Consider the following 25,091-nt stretch of genomic DNA (forward strand, 5'->3'; position numbering starts at 1 on the left):
GGCACCAGCCATGGCAAACAAAACATGGCATCAAAAAACAAACACGCTGTTGAGTTCTCAAGAATCGGACACACACCTGCGGTCCAGACCTTTCCGGTCCTTGTCCGCTCGGGGCAACCTCTCCAGCCTACCTGATCTTCCGGCCCGGTGTCACATCCGTGGGACGTGACCGTGTGGGGGGTTGATCTGGTGGTCCTGGCGCGTCCGCCGCTTCTGCGTCGGCCGCGAGGTACAACACTACACGCCCTCAGGAGGGCGGTGCAAACTCACCCCGAGCCGTCGGTGCCGCGGACCTGGATCCCCAGCTGGCCGCCGCTCTCACCGGCCGCCATGCGTGCCAGGGCGGAGCCGGTGTCCGCCAGAGCGAAGACCCCACCCACGGCCGGCCGGAGGCCCTCCCGGGACACCAGCCGGGCGAGTGCCGCCAGCTCACCGCGGGTTCCCATGGTCGAGCCCTGCACCCGCAGCTGCTTGAAGAAGATCTTGGTCAGCTCGGCCTTCTCCGGTGCGTCCCCCGACGTCGCTCCGCAGATGACGAGCGTGCCACCGGGCCGCAAGGCGTTGATGGAGTGCGACCACGTGGCCGCGCCGACGCTCTCGAGCACCGCGTCGACCCGGGCCGGGAGGCGCTCGCCCGTCTCGAAGGTCGCCCCGGCGCCCAGCTCCTCGGCCCGGGCCCGCTTGGCGTCCGACCGGCTCGTCACCCACACCGTGAGCCCTGCCGCCGCACCGAGCTGGACGAGGGCGGTCGCCACCCCCCCGCCTGCCCCCTGCACCAGCACCGTGTCCCCGGGTCGGACCTGGGCCTGGGTGAAGAGCATGCGGTAGGCCGTCAGCCAGGAGGTGCACAGGGCAGCGGCCTCCACGGCGCTCAGGTGCTCCGGGCGGGGAACCCAGGCGCCCTCGGGCACGCTGACGAGCTCGGCGAGGGTGCCCTGGTGCTTCTCGGACAACAAGGAGCGGCGGGGGTCGAGGGTGGGGTCGCCCTCCCAGGACGGCGTCCCGGTCACCACGGGGTGGATCACCACCTCCCCCAGCTCGGGGTGCTCCGCCACCGCGTCGCACCCCAGGATCATGGGAAGACGGTCCTCCGCCAGCCCCACCCCCCGAAGCGACCACAGGTCGTGATGGTTCAGACCGGCGGCCACGACGGGGAGCACCCGCCAGCCGGGCCGGTCCGGCGGCTCCGGACGCTCGCCGACCACCAGCCCGCTGAGCGGGTCCTCGGGGTGGAAGCTCCGGGCGTAGGCGGCCAGCATGCGTCCATACAACCAGATCAGCCGGCGTGCGGCGCGCGGACGGCCCGGCTCTCCCGACCGCGTCGTCGCTGTCCCTCCACGGTGCCGGGGTAGGTGATCTCCTCCAGGCAGAGTCCGTGGGCGGGCATGACCCGCACCCCGGGGTCCCGGCGCCCGGCCCGCTGGACCTCCTCCGGCCAGCTCGCCGGACGTCGCCCCTCCCCCACCGGCGCGACCGCACCGACGAGCGCGCGCACCATGCTGTGGCAGAACGCGTCGGCCACGACGGTCCCCACGACGACGCCGGCGTCGTCCCTGCGCCAGCGGAACTCCAGCAGCGTGCGGATGGTGCTCGCCCCCTCCCGCGGCTTGCAGAAGGCCGCGAAGTCGCGCAGCCCCACGAGCGACCGGGCCGCCTGATCCATGAGGTCCGCGTCGAGCGGGTGCCGCACCACGACGGTGTCGTGGCGGCGCAACGGGTCGGCGCCGGTCGGACGGTCCTGCAGCCGGTAGCTGTAGCGGCGCCGCAGCGCGGAGAAGCGCGCGTCGAAGTCCGCGTGCACCTCGGTGGCCGCCCGCACCGCGACATCGGCCGGGAGCACCCCCCTCAACCGCGTCACCAGCGCGTCACCGGGCAGGCGGTCCGACCGGCCGGGCACGCGCCGCCACACCTCGTCCTCCACGTCGAGGTGGCAGACCGACCCCCGGGCGTGGACGCCGGCATCCGTGCGTCCCCCCACCACGAGCCTCGGGGGGTCCACCCGCAGCACCCGCCCCAGGCCCTGCGCCAGCGTCTCCTCCACCGTGCGCAGGCCCGGCTGCCGGGCCCACCCGGAGAAGTCGGTGCCGTCGTAGGCGAGGTCGATCCTGATGCGCACCCGCCCATCCTGCCCTGAACACCGGGGTGGGGGAACGACGAGGGCCGCCCACCCCCGTCAGGGGATGGGCGGCCCGTCGGTGCGTCAGTGACGCGACGGCTCACTTCGCGCTGTCGTCGCCCTCCGCCGGCTGCTCGGCGTCATCGGCACCGCCGGAGACCATCGCGGCCTCCGTGGTGTCCTCGGCGGCCTCGTTGTCGGCGACCTCGGTGAGCTCACCGTCGGCGGCCGGCTCGGCGCCCTGCTCGGCCGCGACGTCGGCGGCCTCGACCTCGGCCTGGGCCTGGTCGACCTCGGCGGCGTCGGTCGTGGTGGGCTCCTCCGCCTCGAGCTCGGCGTCGCTGATCGCGGCGGCCTGACGGTCCTTGGCCGAGCGCCTGGTGGCGCCTTCGGCCTGGGTGACCACGGCCTTGCGCTCGACCGGCTCACGCACCAGCTCGATGACCGCCATCGGCGCGTTGTCGCCCTTGCGCGGGGCGATCTTGGTGATGCGGGTGTATCCACCCTGACGCTCGGCGACGTCCGGAGCGATCTCGGTGAACAGCCGGTGCACCACGCCCTTGTCCCGCACGATGGCCAGGACCTTGCGGCGGTTGTGCAGGTCTCCGCGCTTGGCGAAGGTCACCAGGCGCTCGGCCAGCGGACGCAGCCGCTTGGCCTTCGCCTCGGTGGTGGTGATCCGGTCGTGCTCGAACAGAGCGGTCGCCAGGTTGGACAGGATCAGGCGCTCGTGCGCCGGACCGCCGCCGAGGCGCGGACCCTTCTTGGGGGCAGGCATGGGTTCTCCTTAAGCCTTCTCGTGTCTCAGTACTGCTCGTCCTCGGCGAAGGCGGCGTCGCCCTCGTCGTCGTGCGCGCCGTCCTCGTAGGCGGCCGCACCCTCGAACCCGGGAGGGCTGTCCTTGAGGGCCAGGCCCATCTCCGCCAGCTTGTCCTTGACCTCGTCGATGGACTTGGCGCCGAAGTTGCGGATGTCGAGCAGGTCGGCCTCGCTGCGCCCGACGAGCTCACCCACGCTGTGGATGCCCTCGCGCTTGAGGCAGTTGTAGGACCGGACGGTGAGGTCGAGCTCCTCGATCGGCAGCGCCAGGTCGGACGCCAGGGCGCCCTCCCCCGCGGACGGGCCGATCTCGATGCCCTCGGCCTCGACGTTGAGCTCGCGGGCGAGCCCGAACAGCTCGACCAGGGTGCGGCCCGCGGAGGCGACCGCGTCCCGGGGAGCCATCGAGCTCTTGGTCTCGATGTCGAGCACGAGCCGGTCGAAGTCGGTCCGCTGCTCCACGCGCGTCGCCTCGACCTTGTAGGTCACCGCGAGGACCGGGGAGTAGATGGAGTCGACGGGGATCCGCCCGATCTCCTGGTCGCCGGACTTGTTGAGCTGGGCGGAGACGTAGCCCCGGCCGCGCTCGACGGTCATCTCCATCTCCAGCGAGGCGGACTCGCCGAGGGTGGCGATGTGCAGGTCCGGGTTGTGGACCTCCACCCCGGCCGGCGGGGCGATGTCGGCCGCGGTCACGGCACCGGCGCCCTGCTTGCGCAGGTACATGACGACCGGCTCGTCGAACTCGCTGGACACCACGAGGGACTTGAGGTTGAGGATGACCTCGGTGACGTCCTCCTTGACGCCCGGGATCGTGGAGAACTCGTGGAGCACGCCGTCGATCCGGATGCTGGTGAGGGACGCACCGGGGATGCTGGACAGCAGGGTCCGGCGCAGGGAGTTGCCGAGGGTGTAGCCGAAGCCGGGCTCGAGCGGTTCGAGGGAGAACCGGGAGCGGCTGTCGGAGACGACCTCCTCGGTGAGGGTGGGGCGCTGTGCGATGAGCACGTTTCGTTCCTTTCCACGGGCGACCGCTATATGACGCCCGGCGAGGGGTGCCGACCGACCTGCGGTCAGCTGCCCCGGTCACCTCTGTCCGTGACCGTGGCAGGTGAGGGGCAGGTATGCCGTCACGACCGCATACCTGCCCGCTCGCGGAGCGAGCCCGGGAGACCGCCGAGCGGAGCGACCTGGTCTCCCGGAACGTCGAGAACGAGCGAGCGCAGCGAGCACATCGCCGTTCGGGGGCTGGTGGGGGCGAAGCCCCCACCAGATCAGTTCTTGGAGTAGAGCTCGACGATCAGCTGCTCGGTGAGGATCGTGTCGATCTGCTCCCGGGTCGGCAGCTGGTGGATGAGGATCTTCAGCGAGCCGGGCACGACCTTCATCCAGGCGGGGACCGGCCGGTCGCCGTAGGTCTGGCGGGCCAGCTCGAACGGGAAGGTCTCGACCGACTGCGGCCGGACCTCGACGATGTCGTACTGCTCGACCCGGTAGCTGGGCACGTCGACCCGCTTGCCGTTGACCAGGAAGTGACCGTGGGTCACCAGCTGACGGGCGGCGCGACGGGTCCGCGCCAGGCCGGCGCGGTAGACGACGTTGTCGAGGCGGGACTCCAGGATGATGAGCAGGTTGGCGCCGGTCTTGCCGGGGCGGCGTGCCGCCTCGGCGTAGTAGCGGCGGAACTGCTTCTCCATGACGCCGTAGGTGAAACGGGCCTTCTGCTTCTCCTGCAGCTGGGTCAGGTACTCCTTCTCCTGGCTGCGACGGCGGCCGTGCTGTCCCGGGGGGAAGGGGCGCAGGTCGAAGTTCTTGTCGCCGCCGACGAGGTCGACCTTGAGCCGGCGGGACTTCTTGGTGATGGGTCCGGTGTAACGGGCCATGATGTGTCTACCTTGTTCCTTCCGGGGCGGTCAGTTGCGACGCTTCTTGGGCGGGCGGACGCCGTTGTGCGCCTGCGGCGTCACGTCGGAGATCGCGCCGACCTCCAGGCCGGCCGCGGTCAGCGAGCGGATCGCGGTCTCGCGACCCGAGCCCGGACCCTTGACGAAGACGTCGACCTTCTTCATGCCGTGGTCCATCGCGCGACGCGCGGCGGCCTCGGCGGCCATCTGGGCGGCGTAGGGGGTCGACTTGCGCGACCCCTTGAAGCCGACCTGGCCCGAGGAGGACCAGGCGATGACGGCACCGGTCGGGTCGGTGATCGAGATGATGGTGTTGCTGAACGTGCTCTTGATGTGAGCCTGCCCGAAGGCGACGTTCTTCTTCTCCTTGCGACGCACCTTGCGGGCGCCGGTGGCCTGACGGCTCTTGGGGGGCATGTGGTTTCTCCTAGCGGAAGAGCAAGACTGAGGTGTCGGGGCGGGGCCGCGACAGGGCTACTTGCCGGCCTTCTTCTTGCCGGCGACGGTGCGCTTGGGTCCCTTGCGGGTGCGCGCGTTGGTCTTGGTGCGCTGACCGTGGACCGGGAGCCCGCGGCGGTGCCGCAGCCCCTGGTAGCTGCCGATCTCCACCTTGCGGCGGATGTCGGCGGCGACCTCGCGGCGGAGGTCGCCCTCGAGGCGGAAGCTGCCCTCGAGGTGGTCGCGCAGGGAGACCAGCTGCTCTTCCGTCAGGTCCTTGACCCGGGTCGACGGGTCGACGCCCGTGGCCTGGAGAGTCTGCTCGGCGCGGGTGCGGCCCACGCCGAAGATGTAGGTGAGAGCGACCTCGACGCGCTTGTCGCGCGGCAGGTCGACACCGATGAGTCGTGCCATGTGGCAGTGCTCCTTGGGAGTCGTGCGAGAGTCTGGTGCAGCACCGGTCCGCATCGTCTGGTGGGCTCGGTCGCCCGCGGTCCCCGGCTCTCGCGGCCAGGGGTGACGTCCCGCCGGTCGGCGGGGGTCGGGTGCTGCGTCATCTGGGTGGTGACGGTATGCAGTTGTGGTCGACGCATCGAAGCTGCGACGCGTGCGGCGGGTGGTGCTCTGCTCAGCCCTGACGCTGCTTGTGGCGCAGGTTGTCGCAGATCACCATGACCCGCCCGTGACGGCGGATCACCTTGCACTTGTCGCAGATCTTCTTCACGCTCGGCTGAACCTTCATGGCTTCCTGCCTTCGGTGGAGTGGATCTGTGCGGGGGTGGGGTGAGGAGCGCGGCCCGGAGGCCGTGGACCTCAGCGGTAGCGGAAGACGATGCGACCGCGGGTCAGGTCATACGGGCTGAGCTCCACCACCACCCGGTCCTCGGGGAGGATCCGGATGTAGTGCTGCCGCATCTTCCCGGAGATGTGAGCCAGCACCACGTGACCGTTGGTGAGCTCGACCCGGAAGTTCGCGTTCGGGAGGGCCTCGACAACCGAGCCCTCGATCTCAATGACGCCGTCCTTCTTCGCCATGTCCTCCACATTCCCTGAATTGCACTGGACTCGGCCCACGCAGGGCCGACGCACCATCCTACGGGAACGGCAACCCCCAAGGCCAATCGCCCAACCTGCACCTGGCCGGGCCCGTGCGAGGGGACGCCCGCGTCAGTCGGAGAGCGGGGCGAAGTCGGCGCCGACGCGCGCGAGCCCGGCCTCTCCCCCGTCCGCCGCGGTGAGCACCCACAGCCCCGCGTCGGTGACCGCGACGGTGTGCTCCCAGTGGGCCGCGCGGCTGCCGTCCGAGGTGACGACCGTCCAGTCGTCGGCGAGGGTGCGCGTCTCGATGCTGCCGAGGGTGACCATCGGCTCGATGGCGAAGGTCGCCCCCGACGGGACCGTGGGGCCGCTCGAGGTGACCCCGTAGTTGGGGACGTGCGGGTCCATGTGCATCTCCCGGCCGATGCCGTGACCGGTGTAGTCCTCGAGGATGCCGTAGACCTCCACACCCGACACCCCGTCCCGACGGCGTCGCTCCAGAGCCGCGTCGACCGACTCCTCGACCGCGTCCCCGACCGCGTACAACCGGCCCCCGGGGCGCAGCGCCGCGATGCCGGCCCACAGCGAGGCCTCGGTGTCGTCCATGAGGGCGAGGTCGGCGGCACGGCCACGCTCCCGGCCGCCGACGACGAGGCTGACCGCGGCGTCCCCGTGCCAGCCCTCGACGATCGCCCCGCAGTCGATGGAGACCAGGTCCCCGTCGGCGAGGACCCGCCCCCCGGGTATGCCGTGCACCACCTCGTCGTTGACCGAGATGCACAGGCTGCCGGTGAACCCGTGGTAGCCCAGGAAGCTCGGTGTCGCACCGGCTCCGCGGATGGCCTCCTCGGCCAGGGTGTCGAGCTCGAGGGTGGTCACCCCGGCGGTGGCGTGCTCGGTGGCCAGGGCCAGCGTCCGCGCCACGACCGTGCCCGCCCGCCGCATGGCGACGAGCTGGTCCGGGGTCTTGGCCTCGATACGGGGCCGACGCCGGAGGAGGGACATCAGCTCTCGCCGGTGGCGCCCGGCGTGCCGGCCGCGGCCGGCACCTGCGACAGGGCGGCCTCGATGCGGCCGGTGACCTCGTCGACAGCCCCCATCCCGTCGACGCGCCGGAGCAGGCCGCGAGCCTTGTAGTGGGCGGCCAGCGGGGCCGTCTCCTCGGCGTACATCCGCATGCGCTCGCGGATGACGTCCTCGGTGTCGTCGGCCCTGCCCTGCTCCTGCGCACGGGCCAGCAGCCGCTGCACGACCTCGTCGGTGTCGACCGTCAGCTCGACCACGACGTCCAGCTGGTGGCCGGTGTCGCCGAGCATCTCGTCCAGCGCCTCGACCTGCCCCGTGGTGCGGGGGTACCCGTCGAGCAGGAAGCCGGCGGCCGCGTCGGGCCGGGCGAGGCGGTCACGCACGATCGCGTTGGTGATCTCGTCCGGGACGTAGCCGCCGGAGGCCGTGATCTGCTTGACCTGCAGGCCGAGGTCGGTCTCGTCCTTGATGTTGGCCCGGAAGATGTCACCGGTGGAGATGGCGGGGATGCCGTGGGCGGCGGACACGTGGGCGGCCTGGGTGCCCTTGCCGGCACCGGGGGGCCCGAGCAGGATGAGGCGCATCAGCGGAGGAACCCTTCGTAGTCGTGCTGCTGGAGCTGGGACTCGATCTGCTTCACCGTCTGCAGGCCGACGCCCACGATGATGAGGATCGAGGCACCACCCAGCGGGAAGTTGGCCACCCCCATGACGTTGAAGGCGATCAGCGGGATGACGGCCAGACCGGCGAGGTAGAGCGCGCCGGGGGTGGTGATGCGGTTGATGACGTACTCGAGGTACTCGGCGGTGGGACGACCGGCCCGGATGCCCGGGATGAAGCCGCCGTACCGCTTCATGTTGTCCGCCACCTCGGTCGGGTTGAAGGTCACCGACGTGTAGAAGAAGCAGAAGAAGATGATCATGGCCGCGTACAGCAGCATGTAGACCCAGTGCGTGCCGGAGCCGGTGGCGCCCATGGACAGGTAGCGGTCGATGAAGCCCACCCAGGCCGGCGCCGTGGCCCCCGGCTCCGTCGGCCGGTTGAAGTTGGCCAGCAGCGAGGGAAGCATGAGGATCGAGCTGGCGAAGATGATGGGGATGACGTTGGCCATGTTGAGCTTGAGCGGGATGTAGGTCGACGTCCCGCCGTACTGGCGACGACCCACCATCCGCTTGGCGTACTGCACCGGGATGCGGCGCTGGCACTGCTCGACGTAGACGACGAGCGTCATGATGACCAGACCGAGCAGCATGACGAGCACGAAGGTCGTCACCGAGCTCTGGTAGATGGCCCCCAGGGCCGCGGGGAAGCCGGCCGCGATGGAGATGAAGATCAGCAGCGACATCCCGTTGCCGACGCCCTTCTCGGTGATGAGCTCCCCCAGCCACATGATGAGCCCGGTGCCCGCCGTCATCGTGAGCACCATGAGCGCCAGCGTCCAGATGCTCTCGTCCGGCATCACCGAGGTGCACGTCGCGCCGAAGAGGCGAGCCGGCTCGCGGGCGATGGTCACGAGGGTGGACGCCTGCAGGACCGCGAGGCCGATGGTGAGGTAGCGGGTGTACTGGGTCATCTTGGTCTGACCCGACTGCCCCTCCTTCTTGAGCTGCTCGAACCGCGGGATGACCACGGTGAGCAGCTGCACGATGATCGCCGCCGTGATGTAGGGCATGATCCCCAGCGCGAAGATGGACAGCTGCACCATGGCCCCGCCGGAGAACAGGTTGACCATGCCCAGCACGTTGCCCGACAGCTCGGCGGTGTTGAGGCACTGCTGCACCAGGCCGTAGTCGACGCCGGGCGTCGGGATGTGCGTCCCGAGCCGGTACAGCGCCATGATGGCGAGCGTGAAGAGGATCTTCTTGCGAAGATCCGGCGTCTTGAACGCGCGCACGAAGGCGGAGAGCATTCAGGTCCTCCTGTGGGTCTCCCCCGACGCCGGTCGTCGCGGTCGACGACGCGCCCGGGGAGGCGAGCATGAGTCGCCCCCGACGATAACACCAGGGGTGGTGGGGGTGGGTAGCAGTGAGGCCCCGCGCCGCGGGGCGACGCAGGGCCTCACTCGAGGTGTGACAGGACCGGGGCCGGAGCCTCAGACCTCCGTGGCGCTCCCACCGGCAGCCTCGAGCTTCTCCTTGGCGGAGGCCGAGAACTTCGTGGCGGTCACGTCGAGCGCGACCGACACCTCACCGGTGCCGAGCACCTTGACGGGCTGGCCCTTGCGGACCGCACCCTTGGCGACGAGCTCGTCGGTCCCGACGGTGCCGCCCTCGGGGAAGAGGGTGGCCAGGGTGTCGAGGTTGACGACCTGGTAGGTCACCTTGAACGGGTTGGTGAAACCACGCAGCTTGGGCAGCCGCATGTGCATCGGGGTCTGACCGCCCTCGAAGGTCGCCGGCACCTGGTACCGGGCCTTCGTGCCCTTCGTGCCACGACCCGCGCTCTTGCCCTTGGACGCCTCACCGCGACCCACACGGGTCTTCGCGGTCTTGGCGCCGGGGGCCGGACGCAGGTGGTGCACCTTCAGCGCGGCCGCCTCGCGGCGGGTGGTGCTGTCGGCCATATCAGTCAACCTCCTCCACGGTCACCAGGTGGGCGACCGTGCGGACCATGCCCCGGAACTCCGGGCGGTCCTCCTTGACGACGGTGTCCCCGATCCGCTTGAGGCCCAGGCTCCGGACGGTCTCCCGGTGCATGTGCTTCGTGCCGACGGTGGACTTGATCTGGGTCACCTTGAGCTTGGCCATCAGGCACCTGCCTTCGCCTCGGCCGCGGCCTCCGCACGTGCCTTGAGCATGGCGTGCGGCGCGACCTCCTCGAGTGACTTGCCCCGACGGGCCGCGACGGCCTCGGGCTGCTCGAGACCCTGCAGCGCCGCGACGGTGGCGTGCACGATGTTGATGGAGTTGCTCGACCCGAGCGACTTGCTCAGGACGTCGTGGATCCCCGCGCACTCGAGCACGGCGCGCACCGGACCCCCGGCGATGACACCGGTACCCGGGCTGGCCGGCTTGAGCATGACGACACCGGCGGCGGCCTCGCCCTGGATCGGGTGCGGGATGGTGCCGGCGATCCGCGGGACGCGGAAGAAGTTCTTCTTCGCCTCCTCGACCCCCTTGGAGATCGCGGCCGGCACCTCCTTGGCCTTGCCGTAGCCGACGCCCACGGTTCCGTCGCCGTCACCCACCACGACGAGCGCGGTGAAGCTGAAGCGACGGCCACCCTTGACGACCTTGGCCACGCGGTTGATCGTCACGACGCGCTCGAGGTACTGGTTGCGGTCGTCGTCCCGACCCCCGCGGCCACCACGGCCGTCGCGATTGTCTCGGTTGTTGCTGTCCCGGCCGCCGCGACGGTTGTCGCGGGCGTCACCGGACGTGGAACCGGAACCGGTTCCACGTCGCTGGAAGTCACCAGCCATCGAAAAGTCCTCTTTCCTCGTTCTCGCAGGTCCGAATCAGAGCGCCAGGCCGCCCTCGCGGGCGCCCTCCGCGATCGCGGCCACGCGGCCGGCGTACCGGTTGCCGCCACGGTCGAAGACCGCCGCGTCGACGCCCGCCGCCTTGGCCCGCTCGGCGAGCAGCTCGCCGACCCGCCTGGCCTTGGCCGTCTTGTCGCCCTCCAGGGCACGCAGGTCCGACTCCATGGTGGAGGCGGAGGCCACGGTGGCGCTCTTGGTGTCGTCCACGAGCTGGACGAAGACGTGACGCGAGGACCGGTTGACCACGAGACGCGGACGCTCCGCGGTCCCGGTGACCTTCTTGCGCAGCCGCACGTGGCGGCGGCCCCGTGCTGCGCTCTTGCTGTTGGCGCGCTTGACGATGATCTGTGCCATGGCTTACTTACCAGCCTTTCCGACCTTGCGGCGGATGCGCTCACCCTCGTAGCGCACGCCCTTGCCCTTGTAGGGGTCCGGCTTGCGCAGCTTGCGGATGTTCGCGGCGACCTCGCCGACCTGCTGCTTGTCGATGCCCGTGACCGAGAACCGCGTCGGGTTCTCGACCTGGAAGGTGATGCCCTCCGGGGCCTGGATGAGGATGGGGTGGCTGTAGCCGAGCGCGAACTCGAGGTCGCTGCCCCGGGCCACCACGCGGTAGCCGGTGCCGTGGATCTCGAGCTTCTTGGTGTAACCGTTGGTCACACCCTCGACCATGTTGGCGATGAGGCTGCGGGTGAGCCCGTGCCGCGAGCGCGAGTCGCGCTCGTCGTCGGGTCGGGTCACCTCGATGCTGCCGTCCTCGCCCGCGGCCACCGCGATGGGCTCGACGACGTCGAGCGCGAGCTGGCCCTTGGGCCCCTTGACCGTGACGGTCGAACCGTCGATGGCCACGTCGACACCGGAGGGGACGGTGACGGGGAGTCGTCCGATACGAGACATTCTTGTGAGCTCCTTACCTTCTGCTCCGGGTCACCAGACGTAGGCGAGCACTTCGCCGCCGACGCCCTTCTCGGCCGCCTGGCGGTCGGTGAGCAGGCCGGAGGACGTGGAGATGATCGCCACTCCCAGGCCGCCCAGCACGCGGGGCAGGTTGGTGGACTTCGCGTAGACACGCAGGCCCGGCTTGGAGACGCGGCGCACACCGGCGATGGAGCGCTCCCGGTTGGGGCCGTACTTGAGGTCGATGATCAGCGTGGTCCCCACCTCGGCATCCGCGGAGGACCAGGAGGCGATGTAGCCCTCGGCCTTGAGGATGTCGGCGATGGTCGCCTTCAGCTTGGAGTACGGCATGGAAACCTGGTCCTTGTGCGCCGAGTTGGCGTTCCGGATCCGGGTCAGCATGTCCGCGATCGGGTCGGTCATGGTCATGGGCTTCGTGCCCTTTCTCACCGCGGTTTCCCCCCGGGCATGGTGCCCGGGGCGACCTTCGATGTTCCAGGTGGGTGGTTACGTCAGTGAAGGATGTGCCGGAGGACGGGCGGGGAGGCCCGCCTCACCAGCTCGACTTGGTGACACCGGGCAGCTCGCCGCGGTGCGCCATCTCGCGCAGGCAGATCCGGCACAGGCCGAACTTGCGGTAGACCGAGTGCGGACGGCCGCACCGCTGGCAGCGGGTGTAGGCGCGCACCTTGAACTTCGGCTTGCGGTTGGCCTTGTTGATGAGAGCAGTCTTCGCCATGCTCAGTTCTCCTTGAACGGGAAGCCCAGGTGCTTGAGCAGCGCCCGGCCCTCGTCGTCGGTGGTGGCGGTGGTGACCAGCGTGATGTCCATGCCGCGGACCCGGTCGATCTTGTCCTGGTCGATCTCGTGGAACATCGACTGCTCCACCAGACCGAAGGTGTAGTTGCCGTTGCCGTCGAACTGCCGCGGGGACAGCCCGCGGAAGTCGCGGATGCGCGGCAGGGCCAGCGACAGCAGCCGGTCGAGGAACTCCCACATCCGGTCCCCGCGCAGCGTCACGTGGGCGCCGATCGGCATCCCCTCGCGCAGCTTGAACTGGGCGATGGACTTGCGGGCCTTGGTGACCGACGGCTTCTGGCCGGTGATCGTCGCCAGGTCCCGGATGGCGCCCTCGATGAGCTTGCTGTCGCGAGCGGCCTCCCCGACACCCATGTTGACGGTGATCTTCACCAGGCCGGGGACCTGCATGGGGTTGGCGTAGCCGAACTGCTCGGTCATCGCCGGGGCGATGTCCTGGCGGTAACGCGCCTTGAGCCGGGGTGCCGCCGCGGCGGCGGAACCGGCCTGCGTCTCGGTGGTCTCGGTGATCGTGTCAGTCATGCTCAGAGGTCCTTACCCGAGCGCACCGCCACGCGGGTGCGCACCGTCTTGTCACGGCCATCGCGGTCCACCTGCTCGACGCGGGTCTTGATCCGCGTCGGCGTCTTGGTCTCGGGGTCGACCACCATCACGTTGGACACGTGGATGGGGGCCTCCTGGACCTGGATGCCGCCGGTGTTGACGCCGCGCTGGCCACCCGCACGAGTGTGCTTGGTGATGCGGTTGACGCCCTCGACCAGCACGCGTCCGGTGTCGGTGTGCACGGCGATGACGCGGCCCTGCAGGCCCTTGTCCTTGCCGGCGATGACCTGCACCAGGTCGTTCTTCTTGATCTTCATCTTCGCCATGTCTCAGATCACCTCCGGCGCGAGCGAGACGATCCGCATGAATCGCTTGTCGCGCAGCTCACGGCCCACCGGGCCGAAGATGCGGGTGCCGCGGGGGTCTCCGTCGTTCTTGAGGATGACCGCGGCGTTCTCGTCGAAACGGATGTAGCTGCCGTCGGGGCGACGGCGCTCCTTGCGGGTGCGGACGATGACCGCCTTGACGACATCGCCCTTCTTCACGTTGCCGCCGGGGATGGCGTCCTTCACGGTCGCCACGATGGTGTCCCCGATGCCCGCGTAGCGGCGGCCGGAACCGCCGAGCACGCGGATGCACAGGAGCTCCTTGGCACCGGTGTTGTCGGCGACGCGCAGTCGCGACTCCTGCTGGATCACTGTTCGTTCTCCTACTGCCGGCTGGTTCTCGCCCGCGGGGGCCGAGCCTGGCCAGACGTCGTGGATGAAAGGGTTCGTTGGCGGGACGCGAGGGTCCCGCAGGTGGGGGTCGGAGTGCGGCCTACTTGGCCTTCTCGAGGATGTCGACCAGCCGCCACCGCTTGGTGGCGGACAGCGGGCGGGTCTCCATGATGAGGACCCGGTCGCCGACGCCTGCGGAGTTGCCCTCGTCGTGCACCTTGACCTTGTTGGTCGTGCGGATGACCTTGCCGTAGAGGCCGTGCTTCACGCGGTCCTCGACCTGGACGACGATCGTCTTGTCCATCTTGTCGCTGACGACGTAGCCCTGACGGGCCTTGCGGTAGTTGCGGTCACCGCCGTGCCCGAGCGAGCTCTCGCTGGGCTCGTGCGCCTCGACCGACGCGGAGGCCGTGCCGGCCTGGGTCTGGGTGCTCTCGCTCATGCTCAGCCCACCTTCTCGTTCTCGTCGGACGCACGGCCGATGCCGAGCTCGCGCTCGCGCATCTCCGTGTAGATGCGCGCGATGTCCTTGCGGACCGCACGCAGCCGGCCATGGCTCTCCAGCTGCCCGGTGGCGGACTGGAAGCGCAGGTTGAACAGCTCCTTCTTGGCCTCGGCCAGGGCATCGGCCAGGGGGCCGTCCTCCAGGCCGCGCAGCTGCTCGGGGGTCAGGTTGTCGGAACCGACAGCCATCAGATGTCACCACCCTCACGGGAGACGAAACGGGACTTCATGGGCAGCTTGTGCATCGCCAGACGCAGCGCCTCGCGGGCGACGTCCTCGGACACACCGGACAGCTCGAACATGACGCGGCCCGGCTTGACGTTGGCCACCCACCACTCGGGCGAGCCCTTGCCGGAACCCATGCGGGTCTCGGCCGGCTTCTTGGTCAGCGGACGGTCGGGGTAGATGTTGATCCACACCTTGCCGCCTCGCTTGATGTAGCGGGTCATGGCGATACGAGCGGACTCGATCTGCCGGTTGGTGACGTAGGCCGGCGCGAGGGCCTGGATGCCGTAGTCACCGAACGCGAGCTGGGTGCCACCCTTGGCGTTGCCGGAGCGGCCCGGGTGGTGCTGCTTGCGGTGCTTGACGCGACGGGGAATCAACATCAGGACTGCTCTCCCTCGGTGGTAGCGGGGGCGGCGGTCGCCGAGTCCGTCTGCGCAGCAGCGGGGGCCTGCTCCGAGCTCGCGGCGTCGTCGCGCCGCGGGGCACGGCCGCGGCGCTCGCCACGCTCGCCCCCGGGGCCGCCACGACCACCGCGGCCGCCGCGGCGGTCGCCACGCCCGCTGGGGGCCTGGGCCTCCTCGCGAGCGAGCTCCTTGGCGGTCAGGTCGCCCTTGTAGATCCAGACCTTCACGCCGATCCGGCCGAAGGTCGTCTTGGCCTCGTACAGGCCGTAGTCGATGTTGGCGCGCAGGGTGTGCAGCGGCACACGGCCCTCGCGGTAGAACTCCGACCGGGACATCTCGGCGCCGCCAAGACGGCCCGAGCACTGGATCCTGATGCCCTTGGCGCCGGCGCGCAGGGCGGACTGCATGCCCTTGCGCATCGCGCGCCGGAAGGTCACGCGGGCGGCGAGCTGCTCGGCGATGCCCTGGGCCACCAGCTGCGCGTCCACCTCGGGGTTCTTCACCTCGAGGATGTTGAGCTGGACCTGCTTGCCGGTGAGCTTCTCCAGGGCACCGCGCAGCCGGTCGGCCTCGGCGCCACGGCGCCCGATGACGATCCCCGGGCGGGCCGTGTGGATGTCGACGCGGACGCGGTCGCGGGTGCGCTCGATCTCGACCTTGGAGATGCCGGCCCGGTCCATACCGGTCGACAGCAGCTCACGGATCGCGACGTCTTCCTTCACGTAGTCGCGGTAGCGCTGCCCCTCCTTGGTGGAGTCGGCGAACCAGCGGCTGCGGTGGTCGGTCGTGATGCCCAGGCGGTAGCCGTTCGGGTTGATCTTCTGCCCCATCAGCGGGCACCTCCCTTGGTCTTCTCGGCGACGACCACGGTGATGTGGCTCGTGCGCTTGTTGATGCGGCTGGCGCGGCCCTGCGCGCGCGGCCGGAACCGCTTCATGGTCGGGCCCTCGTCGACGAAGGCGGACGCGACGACGAGGCGGGCCTCGTCGATGCCCGAGCCGCTGTTGTCGGCGGCGTGCCGGGCGTTGGCGACCGCGCTGTTCAGGACCTTGAGCACCGGCTCGCTGGCGCTCTGCGGGGCGAACCGCATGAGGGCCTGCGCCTCCGGGACGCTCTTGCCCCGGATGAGGTCGACGACACGGCGGGCCTTCATCGGCGTCACGCGGACGAACCGCGCCTGCGCCTTGGCTTCCATGACGAATCCTTCTTCCGTGGTGTTCGTGGTGGTCGTCATCGGCGGCGACCCTTCCTGTCGTCCTTCTCGTGACCCTTGAACGTGCGGGTCGGAGCGAACTCACCGAGCTTGTGGCCGACCATCGACTCGGTCACGAAGACCGGGACGTGCTTGCGGCCGTCGTGCACGGCCAGGGTGTGGCCGAGCATGTCGGGGGTGATCATCGACCGGCGGGACCAGGTCTTGATGACGTTCTTGGTTCCGGCCTCGTTCTGCGCGTCCACCTTCTTGGTGAGGTGGTCGTCGACGAACGGGCCCTTCTTCAGGCTGCGAGGCATACTTCGGACTGCTCCTAAACTCAGCGCTTCTTGCCGGTCCGGCGACGACGCACGATGAGCTTGTCGCTGGGCTTGTTGGGCTTGCGGGTACGTCCCTCGGGCTGACCCCAGGGGCTCACCGGGTGACGGCCACCGGAGGTCCGGCCCTCACCACCACCGTGCGGGTGATCCACCGGGTTCATGACCACACCGCGGACGGTCGGGCGCTTGCCCTTCCACCGCATCCGGCCGGCCTTGCCCCAGCTGATGTTGCTCTGCTCGGCGTTGCCGACCTCGCCGATGCTGGCGCGGCAGCGCGCGTCGACGTTGCGGATCTCCCCGGAGGGCATGCGCAGCTGCGCCATGCTGCCCTCCTTGGCGACCAGCTGGACGCGGGCCCCGGCCGAGCGGGCGATCTTGGCTCCCCCACCGGGCCGCAGCTCGATGGCGTGGATGACGGTACCGACCGGGATGTTGCGCAGCGGCAGGTTGTTGCCGGGCTTGATGTCGGCGGACGGGCCGTTCTCGATGGTGTCGCCCTGCTTGAGCCGGTTCGGCGCGATGATGTAGCGCTTCTCGCCGTCGGTGTAGTGCAGCAGGGCGATGCGGGCGGTGCGGTTGGGGTCGTACTCGATGTGCGCGACCTTGGCGTTGACGCCGTCCTTGTCCGCACGACGGAAGTCGATCACCCGGTAGGCGCGCTTGTGCCCGCCACCGATGTGCCGCGTCGTGATTCGACCGGAGGCGTTGCGCCCACCCGTCTTGGACAGCGGCTTGACCAACGACTTCTCGGGGGTCGTCCGGGTCACCTCGACGAAGTCGGCCACGCTCGAGCCGCGTCGGCCCGGCGTCGTCGGCTTGTACTTGCGAATAGCCATTCTGGAAAGTCCTCTAGCTTCTCGTCTCGTGCCCCGGCGCTCAGAGCGTGCCGAAGATGTCGATGGATCCCTCACGAAGCGTGACGATCGCCCGCTTCGTGTCCTTGCGGCGGCCCATCCCGAACCTCGTGCGACGGGCCTTGCCCTGACGGTTCATCGTGTGGACCGAGGAGACCTTCACGTCGAAGATGGCCTCCACGGCCTTCTTGATCTCCGACTTGTTGGCGCGGGGGTCGACCAGGAAGGTGTACTTGCCCTGGTCCAGCAGCGCGTAGGACTTCTCGGACACGACCGGCGACAGCAGGATGTCGCGGGGGTCCTTCTGGGTGCTGAAGGTGCTCATGCTCACTTGCTCTCCTCGGCAGTCGTGGTGCTCACGCCGGAGATGAAGGTGTCCAGGGCGGCCTGGGTGAAGACCACGTCGTCGGAGCACAGCACGTCGTAGGTGTTGAGCTGGTCGACGAACAGGACGTGCACGTCGGGCATGTTGCGCACCGAGCGCAGCCCGAGGTCGTCCGCGCGGTCCAGGACCACGAGGAAGTTCGGCCGGTCCGACAGGGCCTGCAGGACCGTGCGCGCGGTGCGGGTGGAGGGGGCCTCCCCCTCCACCAGCGCCGACAGCACGTGGATGCGGCCGTGGCGGGCGCGGTCCGACAGCGCACCGCGCAGGGCGGCGGCCTTCATCTTCTTGGGCGTCTTCTGGGCGTAGCTGCGCGGCTGCGGGCCGTGCACCGTGCCACCGCCGGCGAACTGCGGGGCGCGGGTCGAGCCCTGGCGGGCGCGGCCGGTGCCCTTCTGCCGGTAGGGCTTGCGGCCACCGCCGCGGACCTCGCCGCGGGTCTTGGTGGCGTGCGTCCCCTGCCGGGCCGCGGCCAGCTGGGCCACGACGACCTGGTGGATCAGGGGCACGTTGGTCTGCACGTCGAAGAGCTCCGCGGGCAGGTCCACCGTGCCGGCGTCTCCACCGGCGGGCTTGGTGATGGTGATGGTGGTCATGTCAGGTTCACGCACCCTTCGCGGCCGTGCGCACGAGGACGACGCCGCCGCGGGGGCCGGGGACGGCACCCTTGATGAGCAGCAGGCCCTTGTCCGCGTCCACGGCGTGGACGGTCAGGTTCGAGGTGGTCTGGCGCTCGCCGCCCATCCGGCCGGCCATCCGCAGGCCCTTGAAGACGCGGCCCGGGGTGGCGCAGCCACCGATGGAGCCCGGCTTGCGGTGGTTGCGGTGAGCACCGTGGGAGGCGCCGACGCCGGAGAAGCCGTGGCGCTTCATGACGCCCGCGAAGCCCTTGCCCTTCGTGGTGCCGGTGACGTCCACCTTCTGGCCACCCTCGAAGGTCTCGGCGGTGATCTCCTGGCCGAGCTCGTAGTCGCCGGCGTCCGCGGTGCGCAGCTCGGCGACGTGCCGGCGCGGGGTGACCCCGGCCTTGGCGAAGTGGCCCTTCAGCGGCTGGGTCACCTTGCGCGGGTCGATCGCCCCGAAGGCGATCTGCACCGCGTCGTACCCGTCGGTCTGCGCGTTGCGGACCTGGGTCACGACGGCGGGGCCGGCCTTGATGACCGTGACCGGCACGAGGCGGTTGTCGGCGTCCCAGACCTGGGTCATGCCGAGCTTCTCGCCGAGCACGCCCTTGACGGTGCGCCTGGTGGTCGATGCAGTGGTCGCAGTAGTCATCGTCGTCACACTCACAGCTTGATCTCGATGTTGACGTCCGCCGGGAGGTCGAGACGCATCAAGGAGTCGACCGCCTTGGGGGTGGGGTCGACGATGTCGATCAGCCGCTTGTGGGTTCGCATCTCGAAGTGCTCGCGGCTGTCCTTGTACTTGTGCGGCGACCGGATGACGCAGAAGACGTTCTTCTCCGTCGGGAGCGGCACCGGGCCGACCACCGTGGCGCCAGCACGGGTCACCGTGTCAACGATCTTGCGCGCCGAGCTGTCGATGACCTCGTGGTCGTACGACTTCAGCCGGATGCGGATCTTCTGTCCCGCCATCGCTTGTCTGACTCTCTCTCGTCGTCCGTCTGGAACATTCGTGGTCCGGTCCGACGGGCCTTCCACCGACCCCCGCGGTCGGGCGTGTCGCGCCTCCCGCGGACGTCACCCAGGGATCCTCAGATCGTTCTGGGCGGTGTCCGTGCCCGGCTCGGCCGGGGCTTGCGCTGCCGTCGCCCGCGCCACGTGGGCGCGTGCCGTACGGCCGGCGGCGCACACATGGGTGAGCACCGCGCGTCAAGCAACCTGTCCAGTGTGCCATGCGTCGTCGGCATACCTCAAATCGGTGCCGCGAGAACCTCCGGGAGGGCCTCCCTCACATCGGTGCCGCGAGAACCTCCGGGAGGGCCTCCCTCACATCGGTGCCGCGAGGACCTCCACCAGGGCGGGCCGTGACCACGCCTCGCGGACAACCGGGCTGGACCGCAGGTAGTCCGCCACGGCCTCCTCGCTCATGCCGTGGCTCTCCCGGAGACCCTCGGCGATGGTGCGCAGGTAGGGCGCGGTCGGCGCCAGGGACCCCAGCGCGTCGACGTCCTCGGCGGTGAAGGTCAGCACCGGGAGATCCTCGATGGTCCCCACGCGGTGGATGGTCTCGTAGCGCCCCGGCCCGGCGACGTCATAGCCCTCGGACAGCACCCGGGACAGGTCCAGCCTGCCCCGGGGCTCCCGGTGCATCTCCTGCGCCGCGACGTCCACGAACTGCTCCGCCGTCAGCAGGTAGGCCCGTGCCGCCACCCCGCGCGGGTCCTCACCGGGCACGTAGAAGGCGATCCCCCCGCCCCACGTCACCGACTCCCACCCGAAGTGCAGCCGGCCGGGGAGGTGGACCGGCCGGTCCCCCGTGGGTGGCTGCGGGTCGCGGGCCCCGGTCTGCGTCCGACGTGCCCCCGAGGCGGTACCCCCCTGCAGGTAGGTGAGGAAGCGGCGACGGCTGAGGTTCGACCCGTACGCGGCATACCAGACCCTCATCCCACCAGCCTGCCACGTGCGCCTCGGAGTCCGGCGAGCCACCCGCCCCGGGACGTCAGGAGCCCCCGTCACCGAGAACGGTGACGGGGGCTCCTGCGCGGGACGGGCCCGGCTCAGGTCACTTGAGGATCTTGGTGACCCGACCGGCGCCGACGGTGCGGCCGCCCTCGCGGATGTTGAACATCAGGCCCTCCTCCATGGCGATCGGCTGGATCAGCTCGACCTTCATGTCGGTGTTGTCGCCGGGCATGACCATCTCGGTGCCCTCGGGCAGGTGCACGACACCCGTGACGTCCGTCGTCCGGAAGTAGAACTGCGGACGGTAGTTGTCGTAGAACGGCGTGTGCCGGCCACCCTCGTCCTTGGACAGGATGTAGGCCTGCGCCTCGAACTCGGTGTGCGGGGTGATGGTGCCCGGCTTGACGATGACCTGACCGCGCTCGACGTCCTCACGCTTGGTGCCACGCAGGAGCAGGCCGACGTTCTCGCCCGCACGCCCCTCGTCGAGCAGCTTGCGGAACATCTCGATGCCGGTCACGGTCGTCTTGCTCGAGCCCGGGCGGATGCCGACGATCTCGATCTCCTCGTTCACCTTAAGGATGCCGCGCTCGATGCGGCCGGTGACGACGGTGCCACGACCGGTGATCGTGAAGACGTCCTCGACGGGCATCATGAACGGCTTGTCCAGGTCGCGCTCGGGCTCCGGGATGTACTCGTCCACGGTGTCCATGAGCTCGAGGACGGTGTTGGCCCACGCCTCGTCGCCCTCCAGCGCCTTGAGCGCGGAGACCTTCACGACGGGCAGGTCGTCACCGGGGAACTCGTAGGAGGACAGCAGCTCGCGGACCTCCATCTCGACGAGCTCCATGATCTCCTCGTCGTCGACCATGTCGGCCTTGTTGAGGGCCACCACGATGTAGGGGACGCCGACCTGGCGGGCCAGGAGGACGTGCTCCTTCGTCTGCGGCATGGGGCCGTCGGTGGCGGCGACCACGAGGATGGCACCGTCCATCTGGGCAGCGCCGGTGATCATGTTCTTGACGTAGTCGGCGTGACCCGGGCAGTCGACGTGCGCGTAGTGACGCTTCTCCGTCTGGTACTCGATGTGCGCGATCGAGATCGTGATGCCGCGCTGCTTCTCCTCGGGCGCCTTGTCGATCGAGTCGAAGGGCGACGCCTGGTTCAACTCCGGGTACTTGTCGTGCAGCACCTTGGAGATGGCAGCCGTGAGGGTGGTCTTGCCGTGGTCGATGTGACCGATGGTGCCGATGTTGACGTGCGGCTTGCTCCGCTCGAACTTGGCCTTCGCCACTGGGGTGTCCTCCTGTTGGACTCGGGATGTGCGATCGTCACCGGTGCAGGACCGGGGGCGACGTCTGGATGGGTGTTGCTCGGTCCATCACTCCGCGGACGGAGTGAACGGGCTCACTCGCCGCGGACCTTCTTGATGATCTCCTCGGCGACGTTCTTGGGAACCTCGGCGTAGGAGTCGAACTGCATCGTGTAGTTGGCACGACCCTGGGTCCGGGACCTGAGGTCACCAACGTACCCGAACATCTCGGACAGCGGGACCACGGCCTTGACGACCTTGGCACCGGAGATGTCCTCCATGGACTGGATCTGCCCACGGCGGGAGTTGAGGTCGCCGATGACGTCCCCCATGTAGTCCTCCGGGGTCCGGACCTCCACGGCCATCATGGGCTCGAGCAGCACCGGGTTGGCGCGGCGGGCGGCCTCCTTGAAGGCCATCGAGCCGGCGATCTTGAACGCCATCTCCGAGGAGTCGACGTCGTGGTAGGCGCCGTCCAGCAGGGTGGCCTTGATGCCCACGACCGGGTAGCCGGCCTGGATGCCGACCTGCATCGCGTCCTGGATGCCCTGGTCCACCGAGGGGATGTACTCCTTGGGGACCCGGCCGCCGGTGACCGAGTTCGCGAACTCGTAGAGCTCGCCCTCGGCGGTGTCCATCGGCTCGAAGGTCAGCTGCACCTTGGCGAACTGGCCCGACCCACCCGTCTGCTTCTTGTGGGTGTAGTCGTACTTCTCCACGGCCTTCTTGATGGTCTCGCGGTAGGCGACCTGGGGGGCGCCGACGTTGGCCTCGACCTTGAACTCGCGCTTCATGCGGTCCACGAACACGTCCAGGTGCAGCTCGCCCATCCCGCCGATGACGGTCTGACCGGTCTCCTCGTCCAGCCGGACGGTGAAGGTCGGGTCCTCCTGGACCAGCTTCTGGATCGCGGTGGACAGCTTCTCCTGGTCGCCCTTGGTCTTGGGCTCGATGGCGACGTGGATGACCGGCTCCGGGAAGCTCATCGACTCCAGCACGATGTGCTGGCTCATGTCGGAGAGCGTGTCACCGGTGGTGGTGTCCTTGAGGCCGATCATCGCGTAGATGTGGCCGGCCGAGGCCGAGCCCACCGGGTTCTCCTTGTTGGAGTGCATCTGGAACAGCTTGCCGATGCGCTCCTTCTTGCCCTTGGTCGCGTTGTAGACGGGCTGACCGGCGTCGATCTTGCCCGAGTAGACGCGCACGTAGGTCAGGGTCCCGAAGAACGGGTGGGTGGCGACCTTGAAGGCCAGCCCGGAGAAGGGCTCGCTGGAGTCCGGGCGACGGGTCAGCTCGACGGTCTCGTCGTTGGGGTCGTGCCCGATCATCGGCGGCACGTCCAGCGGCGAGGGCAGGTAGGAGATGACCGCGTCCAGCATCGGCTGCACGCCCTTGTTCTTGAAGGCCGAGCCGCACAGGACCGGGTAGGCCTGCGAGGTGACGGTCATGGCGCGGATGCCCGCGACCAGCTCCTCCTCGGTCAGCTCGCCCTCGTCGAGGTAGCGCTCCATCAGCTCGTCGGTCGCCTCGGCGACCTGCTCGACCAGCTTCTCGCGGTACTCCTCGGCCTGGGCCTGCAGGTCCTCGGGGATCTCCTCGACGGCGTAGTCCTCACCCTTCTCGACCTCGCCGCGCCACGTCAGCGCGCGCATCTTGATGAGGTCGATGACGCCGACGAAGTCGCTCTCGGCACCGATGGGCAGCTGGACGACCAGCGGGGTCGCGCCCAGCCGGTCCTTGATGGTCTGCACGGTGAAGTAGAAGTCGGCACCCAGCTTGTCCATCTTGTTGACGAAGCACACGCGCGGGACGTCGTACTTGTCGGCCTGGCGCCACACGGTCTCGGACTGCGGCTCGACACCCTCCTTGCCGTCGAACACCGCGACCGCGCCGTCGAGCACGCGCAGGGAGCGCTCCACCTCGACGGTGAAGTCGACGTGCCCCGGGGTGTCGATGATGTTGATCTGGGTGTCCTTCCAGAAGCAGGTCGTCGCGGCCGACGTGATCGTGATGCCGCGCTCCTGCTCCTGCTCCATCCAGTCCATGGTCGACGCGCCGTCGTGCGTCTCGCCGATCTTGTAGTTGATGCCGGTGTAGAACAGGATCCGCTCGGTGGTCGTCGTCTTGCCGGCATCGATGTGAGCCATGATGCCGATGTTGCGGACCTTGTTGAGGTCCGTGAGGACGTCGAGTGCCACAGTCTCTCTTCTCTGGTTGTCTCTCGTGGTCAGTGCGATGCGGGTGCGCGGTCGGGGCGGGGGGCGCGGCCGGCGCGCCTGCCCTGCCCCGACCCGCAGGTCACCAGCGGTAGTGGGCGAACGCCTTGTTGGCGTCGGCCATCTTGTGGGTGTCCTCACGACGCTTGACCGCGGCGCCCAGGCCGTTGCTCGCGTCGAGGATCTCGTTCATGAGGCGCTCGGTCATCGTCTTCTCCCGGCGCTGCCGCGAGTAGCCCACGAGCCAGCGCAGGGCCAGCGTGGTGCTGCGGCCGGGCTTGACCTCGATCGGCACCTGGTAGGTGGCGCCACCCACGCGGCGGGACTTGACCTCCAGCGCCGGCTTGACGTTGTCCAGCGCGCGCTTGAGCGTCTGCACGGGGTCGGTGCCGGTCTTGGCGCGGCAGCCCTCGAGGGCGCCGTAGACGATGCGCTCGGCGGTCGCCTTCTTGCCGTCCAGCAGGATCTTGTTGACCAGCTGGGTCACCAAGGTCGAGCCGTAGACCGGGTCGTTGATGAGCGGACGCTTGGGAGCAGGGCCCTTACGAGGCATTACTTCTTCTCCTTCTTCGCGCCGTAGCGGGACCGGGCCTGGTTACGGCCCCGGACGCCCTGGGTGTCCAGGGACCCGCGGATGATCTTGTAGCGGACACCGGGCAGGTCCTTCACCCGGCCGCCGCGGACGAGCACGATCGAGTGCTCCTGCAGGTTGTGGCCGACCCCCGGGATGTAGGCCGTGACCTCGACGCCGCTGGTGAGGCGCACGCGGGCGACCTTGCGCAGGGCGGAGTTCGGCTTCTTGGGGGTGGTGGTGTAGACACGGGTGCAGACGCCGCGGCGCTGCGGGTTGCCCTTGAGGGCCGGGGAGTTGGTCTTCTTGACCTTGTCCTGCCGGCCCTTGCGGACAAGCTGGTTGATCGTAGGCACTGATGCTCCGTCAGTCGTGGATGGTCTTCGCTGGCCGCACGGGGGTCCGTGCGGGTCACGCTCCTTGGGTTGCGCCGTTCCTCGACCCCCGCACCCGGGTGTGTCGGAACCGCTGCTCTCCCCTGCACTTCCCGTCCGGACCACCGTGCGACGTAGGTGCCGCGCGCGACCCGGGCGGACTGCCCGGCGAAAGGTGGGTGCGAGCGCTGCGGCCCGCCTGCGCGCAGGACCTAGCCCGCACACAGTTCTCCAGGATACCGGGAGCGACGGCGCGGGGACAAATCCGCGACCCGGCGGACGCGCCAGGGGCGGGTATGCCGTGAGTCACGGCATACCCGCCCCTGGC

General features: G+C 69.4%; 38 protein-coding genes. All 38 read right to left on the reverse strand.

What is annotated here, in order from left to right:
- Positions 1-266: 266 nt before the first annotated feature.
- Entirely contained in the window at positions 267-1,259 is a 993-nt protein-coding gene (locus Q0795_RS10010) for a zinc-binding dehydrogenase (protein WP_298889323.1), read from the reverse strand.
- A gap of 17 nt (positions 1,260-1,276) precedes the next feature.
- On the reverse strand, positions 1,277-2,116 hold the full coding sequence (gene truA, locus Q0795_RS10015) for a tRNA pseudouridine(38-40) synthase TruA (RefSeq protein WP_298889325.1): 840 nt from the start codon (positions 2,114-2,116) through the stop codon (positions 1,277-1,279).
- Between the two features lie 100 nt (positions 2,117-2,216).
- Positions 2,217-2,894, reverse strand: coding sequence for a 50S ribosomal protein L17 (gene rplQ / locus Q0795_RS10020; protein WP_298889327.1), 678 nt, complete (start codon positions 2,892-2,894; stop codon positions 2,217-2,219).
- 26 nt (positions 2,895-2,920) lie between these two features.
- Entirely contained in the window at positions 2,921-3,943 is a 1,023-nt protein-coding gene (locus Q0795_RS10025) for a DNA-directed RNA polymerase subunit alpha (protein ID WP_298889329.1), read from the reverse strand.
- Positions 3,944-4,209: 266 nt separating this feature from the next.
- Positions 4,210-4,818 (reverse strand): 30S ribosomal protein S4, encoded by a 609-nt coding sequence (gene rpsD, locus Q0795_RS10030; RefSeq protein WP_058890651.1) that lies wholly within the window; start codon positions 4,816-4,818, stop codon positions 4,210-4,212.
- A gap of 30 nt (positions 4,819-4,848) precedes the next feature.
- Positions 4,849-5,256: a 30S ribosomal protein S11 gene (gene rpsK, locus Q0795_RS10035; RefSeq protein ID WP_058890650.1), complete on the reverse strand. Its 408-nt coding sequence runs from the start codon at positions 5,254-5,256 to the stop codon at positions 4,849-4,851.
- A 57-nt stretch (positions 5,257-5,313) separates the two neighbouring features.
- Complete coding sequence (rpsM, locus tag Q0795_RS10040; RefSeq protein WP_058890649.1) at positions 5,314-5,691, reverse strand: 30S ribosomal protein S13; 378 nt, start codon at positions 5,689-5,691, stop codon at positions 5,314-5,316.
- Positions 5,692-5,905: 214 nt separating this feature from the next.
- On the reverse strand, positions 5,906-6,019 hold the full coding sequence (gene rpmJ / locus Q0795_RS10045; protein ID WP_022925314.1) for a 50S ribosomal protein L36: 114 nt from the start codon (positions 6,017-6,019) through the stop codon (positions 5,906-5,908).
- A gap of 71 nt (positions 6,020-6,090) precedes the next feature.
- Positions 6,091-6,312, reverse strand: coding sequence for a translation initiation factor IF-1 (infA, locus tag Q0795_RS10050; RefSeq protein ID WP_010148648.1), 222 nt, complete (start codon positions 6,310-6,312; stop codon positions 6,091-6,093).
- Between the two features lie 132 nt (positions 6,313-6,444).
- Positions 6,445-7,320: a type I methionyl aminopeptidase gene (gene map, locus Q0795_RS10055; RefSeq protein ID WP_298889331.1), complete on the reverse strand. Its 876-nt coding sequence runs from the start codon at positions 7,318-7,320 to the stop codon at positions 6,445-6,447.
- Complete coding sequence (locus Q0795_RS10060) at positions 7,320-7,925, reverse strand: adenylate kinase (RefSeq protein WP_298889333.1); 606 nt, start codon at positions 7,923-7,925, stop codon at positions 7,320-7,322. Before Q0795_RS10060 ends, map begins: the two co-directional genes overlap by 1 nt.
- A complete protein-coding gene (gene secY / locus Q0795_RS10065) occupies positions 7,925-9,250 on the reverse strand; it encodes a preprotein translocase subunit SecY (protein ID WP_298889335.1) in 1,326 nt (441 codons plus the stop codon). Before secY ends, Q0795_RS10060 begins: the two co-directional genes overlap by 1 nt.
- 183 nt (positions 9,251-9,433) lie before the next feature.
- Positions 9,434-9,904 (reverse strand): 50S ribosomal protein L15, encoded by a 471-nt coding sequence (rplO, locus tag Q0795_RS10070; protein WP_298889336.1) that lies wholly within the window; start codon positions 9,902-9,904, stop codon positions 9,434-9,436.
- Position 9,905: 1 nt separating this feature from the next.
- Positions 9,906-10,088 (reverse strand): 50S ribosomal protein L30, encoded by a 183-nt coding sequence (rpmD, locus tag Q0795_RS10075; protein ID WP_010148653.1) that lies wholly within the window; start codon positions 10,086-10,088, stop codon positions 9,906-9,908.
- A complete protein-coding gene (rpsE, locus tag Q0795_RS10080; RefSeq protein WP_058890644.1) occupies positions 10,088-10,762 on the reverse strand; it encodes a 30S ribosomal protein S5 in 675 nt (224 codons plus the stop codon). The genes rpmD and rpsE overlap by 1 nt, the downstream gene beginning before the upstream one ends.
- 36 nt (positions 10,763-10,798) lie before the next feature.
- The gene (gene rplR, locus Q0795_RS10085; RefSeq protein ID WP_298889338.1) at positions 10,799-11,176 is read right to left on the reverse strand and encodes a 50S ribosomal protein L18; all 378 of its coding nucleotides are present in this window, start codon (positions 11,174-11,176) and stop codon (positions 10,799-10,801) included.
- 3 nt (positions 11,177-11,179) lie between these two features.
- Positions 11,180-11,719, reverse strand: a complete 540-nt coding sequence (gene rplF / locus Q0795_RS10090) for a 50S ribosomal protein L6 (protein ID WP_298889340.1) — start codon at positions 11,717-11,719, stop codon at positions 11,180-11,182.
- 30 nt (positions 11,720-11,749) lie between these two features.
- The gene (rpsH, locus tag Q0795_RS10095; protein ID WP_010148657.1) at positions 11,750-12,148 is read right to left on the reverse strand and encodes a 30S ribosomal protein S8; all 399 of its coding nucleotides are present in this window, start codon (positions 12,146-12,148) and stop codon (positions 11,750-11,752) included.
- Between the two features lie 124 nt (positions 12,149-12,272).
- Positions 12,273-12,458, reverse strand: coding sequence for a type Z 30S ribosomal protein S14 (locus tag Q0795_RS10100; protein WP_009483068.1), 186 nt, complete (start codon positions 12,456-12,458; stop codon positions 12,273-12,275).
- Positions 12,459-12,460: 2 nt separating this feature from the next.
- Positions 12,461-13,060 (reverse strand): 50S ribosomal protein L5, encoded by a 600-nt coding sequence (gene rplE, locus Q0795_RS10105; protein WP_298889342.1) that lies wholly within the window; start codon positions 13,058-13,060, stop codon positions 12,461-12,463.
- 2 nt (positions 13,061-13,062) lie between these two features.
- The gene (gene rplX / locus Q0795_RS10110; protein WP_298889344.1) at positions 13,063-13,407 is read right to left on the reverse strand and encodes a 50S ribosomal protein L24; all 345 of its coding nucleotides are present in this window, start codon (positions 13,405-13,407) and stop codon (positions 13,063-13,065) included.
- A 3-nt stretch (positions 13,408-13,410) separates the two neighbouring features.
- Positions 13,411-13,779 (reverse strand): 50S ribosomal protein L14, encoded by a 369-nt coding sequence (rplN, locus tag Q0795_RS10115; protein WP_010148661.1) that lies wholly within the window; start codon positions 13,777-13,779, stop codon positions 13,411-13,413.
- Between the two features lie 121 nt (positions 13,780-13,900).
- Complete coding sequence (rpsQ, locus tag Q0795_RS10120) at positions 13,901-14,242, reverse strand: 30S ribosomal protein S17 (RefSeq protein WP_298889346.1); 342 nt, start codon at positions 14,240-14,242, stop codon at positions 13,901-13,903.
- A gap of 2 nt (positions 14,243-14,244) precedes the next feature.
- Positions 14,245-14,493, reverse strand: coding sequence for a 50S ribosomal protein L29 (gene rpmC / locus Q0795_RS10125; RefSeq protein ID WP_058890637.1), 249 nt, complete (start codon positions 14,491-14,493; stop codon positions 14,245-14,247).
- Entirely contained in the window at positions 14,493-14,912 is a 420-nt protein-coding gene (gene rplP / locus Q0795_RS10130; protein ID WP_298751757.1) for a 50S ribosomal protein L16, read from the reverse strand. Before rplP ends, rpmC begins: the two co-directional genes overlap by 1 nt.
- The gene (gene rpsC, locus Q0795_RS10135; protein WP_298889348.1) at positions 14,912-15,766 is read right to left on the reverse strand and encodes a 30S ribosomal protein S3; all 855 of its coding nucleotides are present in this window, start codon (positions 15,764-15,766) and stop codon (positions 14,912-14,914) included. The genes rplP and rpsC overlap by 1 nt, the downstream gene beginning before the upstream one ends.
- Positions 15,766-16,131 carry a 50S ribosomal protein L22 gene (rplV, locus tag Q0795_RS10140; protein ID WP_298889790.1) on the reverse strand — a complete coding sequence of 122 codons (366 nt, stop codon included), beginning with the start codon at positions 16,129-16,131 and terminating at the stop codon, positions 15,766-15,768. Before rplV ends, rpsC begins: the two co-directional genes overlap by 1 nt.
- A 35-nt stretch (positions 16,132-16,166) precedes the next feature.
- Positions 16,167-16,448 carry a 30S ribosomal protein S19 gene (gene rpsS / locus Q0795_RS10145; protein ID WP_010148667.1) on the reverse strand — a complete coding sequence of 94 codons (282 nt, stop codon included), beginning with the start codon at positions 16,446-16,448 and terminating at the stop codon, positions 16,167-16,169.
- A gap of 20 nt (positions 16,449-16,468) precedes the next feature.
- Complete coding sequence (gene rplB / locus Q0795_RS10150) at positions 16,469-17,305, reverse strand: 50S ribosomal protein L2 (RefSeq protein ID WP_130014036.1); 837 nt, start codon at positions 17,303-17,305, stop codon at positions 16,469-16,471.
- 40 nt (positions 17,306-17,345) lie between these two features.
- A complete protein-coding gene (rplW, locus tag Q0795_RS10155; protein ID WP_058890632.1) occupies positions 17,346-17,648 on the reverse strand; it encodes a 50S ribosomal protein L23 in 303 nt (100 codons plus the stop codon).
- 2 nt (positions 17,649-17,650) lie between these two features.
- Positions 17,651-18,301, reverse strand: coding sequence for a 50S ribosomal protein L4 (rplD, locus tag Q0795_RS10160; protein WP_298889352.1), 651 nt, complete (start codon positions 18,299-18,301; stop codon positions 17,651-17,653).
- A 7-nt stretch (positions 18,302-18,308) separates the two neighbouring features.
- Positions 18,309-18,980 (reverse strand): 50S ribosomal protein L3, encoded by a 672-nt coding sequence (gene rplC / locus Q0795_RS10165; protein ID WP_298889354.1) that lies wholly within the window; start codon positions 18,978-18,980, stop codon positions 18,309-18,311.
- Between the two features lie 11 nt (positions 18,981-18,991).
- Positions 18,992-19,300, reverse strand: a complete 309-nt coding sequence (gene rpsJ / locus Q0795_RS10170; RefSeq protein WP_006946210.1) for a 30S ribosomal protein S10 — start codon at positions 19,298-19,300, stop codon at positions 18,992-18,994.
- A 354-nt stretch (positions 19,301-19,654) separates the two neighbouring features.
- A complete protein-coding gene (locus Q0795_RS10175) occupies positions 19,655-20,272 on the reverse strand; it encodes a histone deacetylase (RefSeq protein ID WP_298889356.1) in 618 nt (205 codons plus the stop codon).
- 118 nt (positions 20,273-20,390) lie between these two features.
- A complete protein-coding gene (gene tuf / locus Q0795_RS10180; protein WP_058890629.1) occupies positions 20,391-21,584 on the reverse strand; it encodes an elongation factor Tu in 1,194 nt (397 codons plus the stop codon).
- A gap of 113 nt (positions 21,585-21,697) precedes the next feature.
- The gene (fusA, locus tag Q0795_RS10185; RefSeq protein WP_298889359.1) at positions 21,698-23,800 is read right to left on the reverse strand and encodes an elongation factor G; all 2,103 of its coding nucleotides are present in this window, start codon (positions 23,798-23,800) and stop codon (positions 21,698-21,700) included.
- Between the two features lie 100 nt (positions 23,801-23,900).
- Complete coding sequence (gene rpsG / locus Q0795_RS10190) at positions 23,901-24,371, reverse strand: 30S ribosomal protein S7 (RefSeq protein WP_058890627.1); 471 nt, start codon at positions 24,369-24,371, stop codon at positions 23,901-23,903.
- A complete protein-coding gene (rpsL, locus tag Q0795_RS10195; RefSeq protein WP_022925287.1) occupies positions 24,371-24,745 on the reverse strand; it encodes a 30S ribosomal protein S12 in 375 nt (124 codons plus the stop codon). Before rpsL ends, rpsG begins: the two co-directional genes overlap by 1 nt.
- Positions 24,746-25,091: the final 346 nt, after the last annotated feature.

The organism is uncultured Serinicoccus sp., from assembly GCF_947487915.1.
Classification (GTDB): domain Bacteria; phylum Actinomycetota; class Actinomycetes; order Actinomycetales; family Dermatophilaceae; genus Ornithinicoccus.

Excerpts from the sequence above, each read along its gene's own strand:
- rpsC (WP_298889348.1), bottom strand. The coding sequence starts at position 15,766 with ATGGGGCAGAAGATCAACCCGAACGGCTACCGCCTGGGCATCACGACC.
- rplD (WP_298889352.1), bottom strand. The coding sequence starts at position 18,301 with ATGACCACCATCACCATCACCAAGCCCGCCGGTGGAGACGCCGGCACG.
- map (WP_298889331.1), bottom strand. The coding sequence starts at position 7,320 with ATGTCCCTCCTCCGGCGTCGGCCCCGTATCGAGGCCAAGACCCCGGAC.
- Q0795_RS10100 (WP_009483068.1), bottom strand. The coding sequence starts at position 12,458 with ATGGCGAAGACTGCTCTCATCAACAAGGCCAACCGCAAGCCGAAGTTC.
- rplP (WP_298751757.1), bottom strand. The coding sequence starts at position 14,912 with ATGTTGATTCCCCGTCGCGTCAAGCACCGCAAGCAGCACCACCCGGGC.
- rplB (WP_130014036.1), bottom strand. The coding sequence starts at position 17,305 with ATGGCTATTCGCAAGTACAAGCCGACGACGCCGGGCCGACGCGGCTCG.
- rplC (WP_298889354.1), bottom strand. The coding sequence starts at position 18,980 with ATGACTACTGCGACCACTGCATCGACCACCAGGCGCACCGTCAAGGGC.
- rpmD (WP_010148653.1), bottom strand. The coding sequence starts at position 10,088 with ATGGCCAAGCTCAAGGTGACCCAGATCAAGTCCACCGTCGGCACGAAG.
- rplX (WP_298889344.1), bottom strand. The coding sequence starts at position 13,407 with ATGGCGAAGATGAAGATCAAGAAGAACGACCTGGTGCAGGTCATCGCC.
- rpmJ (WP_022925314.1), bottom strand. The coding sequence starts at position 6,019 with ATGAAGGTTCAGCCGAGCGTGAAGAAGATCTGCGACAAGTGCAAGGTG.
- rpmC (WP_058890637.1), bottom strand. The coding sequence starts at position 14,493 with ATGGCTGTCGGTTCCGACAACCTGACCCCCGAGCAGCTGCGCGGCCTG.
- rpsQ (WP_298889346.1), bottom strand. The coding sequence starts at position 14,242 with ATGAGCGAGAGCACCCAGACCCAGGCCGGCACGGCCTCCGCGTCGGTC.
- rpsE (WP_058890644.1), bottom strand. The coding sequence starts at position 10,762 with ATGGCTGGTGACTTCCAGCGACGTGGAACCGGTTCCGGTTCCACGTCC.
- rplO (WP_298889336.1), bottom strand. The coding sequence starts at position 9,904 with ATGGCCGACAGCACCACCCGCCGCGAGGCGGCCGCGCTGAAGGTGCAC.
- Q0795_RS10010 (WP_298889323.1), bottom strand. The coding sequence starts at position 1,259 with ATGCTGGCCGCCTACGCCCGGAGCTTCCACCCCGAGGACCCGCTCAGC.
- Q0795_RS10060 (WP_298889333.1), bottom strand. The coding sequence starts at position 7,925 with ATGCGCCTCATCCTGCTCGGGCCCCCCGGTGCCGGCAAGGGCACCCAG.
- rpsK (WP_058890650.1), bottom strand. The coding sequence starts at position 5,256 with ATGCCCCCCAAGAGCCGTCAGGCCACCGGCGCCCGCAAGGTGCGTCGC.
- rplQ (WP_298889327.1), bottom strand. The coding sequence starts at position 2,894 with ATGCCTGCCCCCAAGAAGGGTCCGCGCCTCGGCGGCGGTCCGGCGCAC.
- rplV (WP_298889790.1), bottom strand. The coding sequence starts at position 16,131 with ATGGAAGCCAAGGCGCAGGCGCGGTTCGTCCGCGTGACGCCGATGAAG.
- Q0795_RS10175 (WP_298889356.1), bottom strand. The coding sequence starts at position 20,272 with ATGAGGGTCTGGTATGCCGCGTACGGGTCGAACCTCAGCCGTCGCCGC.
- rplR (WP_298889338.1), bottom strand. The coding sequence starts at position 11,176 with ATGGCACAGATCATCGTCAAGCGCGCCAACAGCAAGAGCGCAGCACGG.
- rpsG (WP_058890627.1), bottom strand. The coding sequence starts at position 24,371 with ATGCCTCGTAAGGGCCCTGCTCCCAAGCGTCCGCTCATCAACGACCCG.
- rplE (WP_298889342.1), bottom strand. The coding sequence starts at position 13,060 with ATGACTGACACGATCACCGAGACCACCGAGACGCAGGCCGGTTCCGCC.
- rpsS (WP_010148667.1), bottom strand. The coding sequence starts at position 16,448 with ATGCCTCGCAGCCTGAAGAAGGGCCCGTTCGTCGACGACCACCTCACC.
- rpsD (WP_058890651.1), bottom strand. The coding sequence starts at position 4,818 with ATGGCCCGTTACACCGGACCCATCACCAAGAAGTCCCGCCGGCTCAAG.
- rpsH (WP_010148657.1), bottom strand. The coding sequence starts at position 12,148 with ATGACCATGACCGACCCGATCGCGGACATGCTGACCCGGATCCGGAAC.
- rplF (WP_298889340.1), bottom strand. The coding sequence starts at position 11,719 with ATGTCTCGTATCGGACGACTCCCCGTCACCGTCCCCTCCGGTGTCGAC.
- rplW (WP_058890632.1), bottom strand. The coding sequence starts at position 17,648 with ATGAGCACCTTCAGCACCCAGAAGGACCCCCGCGACATCCTGCTGTCG.
- secY (WP_298889335.1), bottom strand. The coding sequence starts at position 9,250 with ATGCTCTCCGCCTTCGTGCGCGCGTTCAAGACGCCGGATCTTCGCAAG.
- rpsM (WP_058890649.1), bottom strand. The coding sequence starts at position 5,691 with ATGGCACGACTCATCGGTGTCGACCTGCCGCGCGACAAGCGCGTCGAG.
- infA (WP_010148648.1), bottom strand. The coding sequence starts at position 6,312 with ATGGCGAAGAAGGACGGCGTCATTGAGATCGAGGGCTCGGTTGTCGAG.
- rpsJ (WP_006946210.1), bottom strand. The coding sequence starts at position 19,300 with ATGGCGGGACAGAAGATCCGCATCCGGCTGAAGTCGTACGACCACGAG.